The sequence below is a fragment of the Deltaproteobacteria bacterium genome, from assembly GCA_011773515.1.
In the GTDB taxonomy this organism is placed as follows: Bacteria; Desulfobacterota; Deferrimicrobia; order J040; family J040; genus WVXK01.
In genome coordinates this window covers 3,613-6,866 of record WVXK01000011.1, presented here as the reverse complement: position 1 = coordinate 6,866, position 3,254 = coordinate 3,613, and the positions used below count along the sequence as shown (strand labels likewise).

The window sequence follows — 3,254 nt, the reverse complement described above, 5'->3', positions numbered from 1 at the left end:
AACGGCAGGGGCAGTATCGTCATGCGGGCCGAAAAGGTCGGCAGTGAGACCCTGCTCGCCCAGATCGTCCAGATGGTGGCAGAAGCCCAGAGAAGCCGGGCCCCTATCCAGAAACTGGCAGATCAGGTGTCGGGATATTTCGTGCCGGCGGTGATAATCATTGCCGCGGTGGCCTTTGGCGTCTGGTTTCTGTTTGGACCGGACCCGCGGCTGGCGTACGCGCTGATCGTGGCGGTATCGGTACTGATCATCGCGTGCCCCTGTGCCCTGGGCCTGGCCACTCCCATGTCCATAATGGTTGCCACCGGCCAGGGCGCCACGATGGGTGTCCTCTTCAAAAACGCCGAGGCCATCGAAACCTTGCGGAAGATCGATACGCTGGTGGTGGACAAGACCGGCACTCTCACCCTCGGGAAACCGAAGCTCACCGGTGTGGTAGCGATCGAAGGCGTGGATGAAACGCATATGCTCTCCCTTGCCGCCACTCTGGAAAAAGGGAGCGAACATCCTCTGGCCTCGGCAATCGTTGCCGGCGCAACGGAGAGGAGTGTTCCCCTCGGGGACGTGGAATATTTTGATTCCCATACCGGTAAGGGCGTATCCGGCAGGGTGGAGGGGAAAACGGTAATCCTCGGTAATCGTAAACTGATGGATGATTTCTCAATTGATCCGGGCCCCCTCGATGAGCAGGCACAAACAATGCGGGAGGAAGGCCAGACCGTTATGTTTGTGGCTATTGATGGAAAAATCGCCGGACTGCTGGCAGTGTCCGATCCGATCAAGGAGACCACGCCCGAGGCGATCGAGCAGCTGCACGCCGAAGGGATCCGCATCGTCATGCTCACCGGTGATAACAGGGCCACCGCCGAGGCTGTGGGCAGGAAACTCAATATTGACGAGGTAGTGGCAGAGGTGCTGCCCGATGAAAAGGCTGCTGCGGTAAAAAAGTTCCAGGATGAAGGCCGGATGGTAGCTATGGCTGGCGATGGGATCAACGACGCGCCGGCACTTGCCCAGGCTCAGGTGGGGATCGCCATGGGCACCGGAACCGATGTGGCCATGGAAAGCGCGGGGGTAACCCTGGTCAAGGGAGACCTTATCGGTATCATCAGGGCCCGGAAACTTTCCCGCGCCACGATGCGCAATATCAAGGAAAACCTGTTCTTTGCCTTTATTTATAACTCTCTTGGCGTACCGGTGGCGGCTGGCGTGCTCTATCCGTTCTTCGGCATCCTGCTCAGCCCGATCATAGCCGCCGCCGCCATGAGCGCAAGCTCCGTCTCCGTCGTCGGGAATGCACTCAGGCTGAGGATGGTTAAGATCAACTGATAAGGAGGCAAATGAAAAGGAAATCGGATGGATATCGTTAATCATCATTGCCGTGTTCATCTTCTTGATGCTTCGGTGAGGAGGATGCTGTGGTGGGCACGGCCACGGAAAGGGCAAAGAACATTAAACATTCAAGATGCCAAGGTAACAGGAAGACACGTATTGAATTATGCAATCGCCCACTGATGAGAAATTATGTCCGGCAAGTATGTCAAGGTGAAAGATTCTCCTGACGCTCCCCCAGTAACCAAGAGTGGAAAATCTGTTTCTGAAAAAAAAAGAAGGCCCAATGCGAGCCCTCTTTTTGCCGTGGGAAAGCAACTATTTCAGTTGAGAAAAGAAAATCCGATCAGCCTCCGCCCACATAATCTTCCGGTGTCAGCGTACTCTTTTGGGAGTCCGATTTCATCCCAACACATTTTAGCGTCTCGGCATCACAGCAATCGGGAATGATATACTTCTCCCCATCGATAACCACGACACGTTTCCCACGTTCGGCCGCCGTTGCAAATCCCGTAAAGCCAACGGCGGCAAACACCAGGAGCAATGCAATGAAAAACGCCACGAACCTTTTCATCTTTACACCTCCTTGATCGATATGTTGTAACCCTGGCTCACGAAATCGCCGACCAGACAACCAGGGTTTATTGCGATAAGAATTGAATTGTCCCATCACAGGCGAATCGTTTCTCCGAACCGGCATTTTCCAGAATCACAGCGTCGATAATTTTTCCGCAAATGATACATCTCCATGACAAAGAAACATCGAAATCATGTTGCACCCTTTCAGACACCATGAGTCCGCTGCACTTTGGACACTTCATATATGCCTCCCCATATCTCTTTCATCATTATTTCCCGGCCGATTCAGCATCATGAGTATGTGTTCCCGGGTACCCTTAAGTTTTAAAGGAACAACTCATATTCTACATTATGTAAAATATAACAGGCCAAAAATGATGTCAAGCAATATTTTACATTATGTAAAATATAATATTCGTTATACTATTAGCTTGTTACTCGACATGCTCGAAGCCCTTATCCCAGCGATTCTAAAGGGTGGCATTTCCGCCAGAATAATGAACCAGGGGGTGTATGAGGAATATAGTAGATCTTGAGAGGGAAGTATTATTTCCAGTTATATTTCAAATCTTTTTTACACCTTCCCCCACTCCAGCGTGATTGCTTTTGAAAAGTTCTTACAACGGGGAGTTAGCCCTTGGCTATCTCAAATTACTCGTATTTTCGGTCTTATTCATCCTTCTTTTGATTCCGAACCATGAAGCGGCGAGAACCAACAAACCATAACCACCCAACCCATCTGCACCATCTCCCCCTCCGGGGACGATCGAACATCCACTGCCAACGTTGACGGAATAACTTAGGTCCCGGTCTCCGGAGAATAAGTTATCGGGAACCCCTGTTCCGGTCAAAGCTACATCGAGATTTGGGGTATCTGGGTCGTCGGAGTCGATCGAAAGGACTGCGCTGTAGGTCGCCTCGGATTGGGGGTGGAACTCAACGAGGCAGGTGCAACTGGCGCCTGCCTCTATCGTTAGCGGCAGGGTTCCGCAGGGGTCATCTCCTCCACTCATGGTGAAGGAGAAGTTCTCCGTATCCGAGAGGTTCATGCCCGATATGGTGAGACTATCGGTCCCCACATTTGTTATTGTCATCTTTTCGGCATCGGAAAAGTCCACCCACAAGTTACCCCAGTCGTAATTTTCCTGTGATACGTCAATATCGGGTGCAGGATCAGCCGCCGGGTACGACCCCCCTGCTCCGGCGATATAACCCCTGAAAACGATCTGTCCGGAGCCGCTCGTGTCCCCTGCTTCTGCTATCGATCGGGTGCTTGCAGGAATGAGGCAGAAAGATAGCCCGAACAAAGAAGAGATCAGCACTCCCAGTATGATTTTTCTCCG

The 3,254-nt window shown here is 52.0% G+C and carries 3 protein-coding genes; 1 reads left to right on the top strand and 2 read right to left on the bottom strand.

What is annotated here, in order from left to right; translation table 11 throughout:
- A partial coding sequence (locus GTN70_01445; protein NIO15662.1) for a heavy metal translocating P-type ATPase occupies window positions 1–1,329 on the top strand: 1,329 nt, incomplete at its 5' end.
- A 349-nt stretch (window positions 1,330–1,678) separates the two neighbouring features.
- On the opposite strand, the gene GTN70_01440 is transcribed toward GTN70_01445, so the two are convergent.
- Entirely contained in the window at window positions 1,679–1,906 is a 228-nt protein-coding gene (locus GTN70_01440; protein ID NIO15661.1) for a hypothetical protein, read from the bottom strand.
- A gap of 646 nt (window positions 1,907–2,552) precedes the next feature.
- On the bottom strand, window positions 2,553–3,254 hold a 702-nt coding region (locus GTN70_01435), incomplete at its 5' end, for a choice-of-anchor D domain-containing protein (protein NIO15660.1).

What these genes read in the sequence shown, in the direction of transcription:
- GTN70_01440 (NIO15661.1), bottom strand. Translation starts at nt 1,906, where the DNA reads ATGAAAAGGTTCGTGGCGTTTTTCATTGCATTGCTCCTGGTGTTTGCC.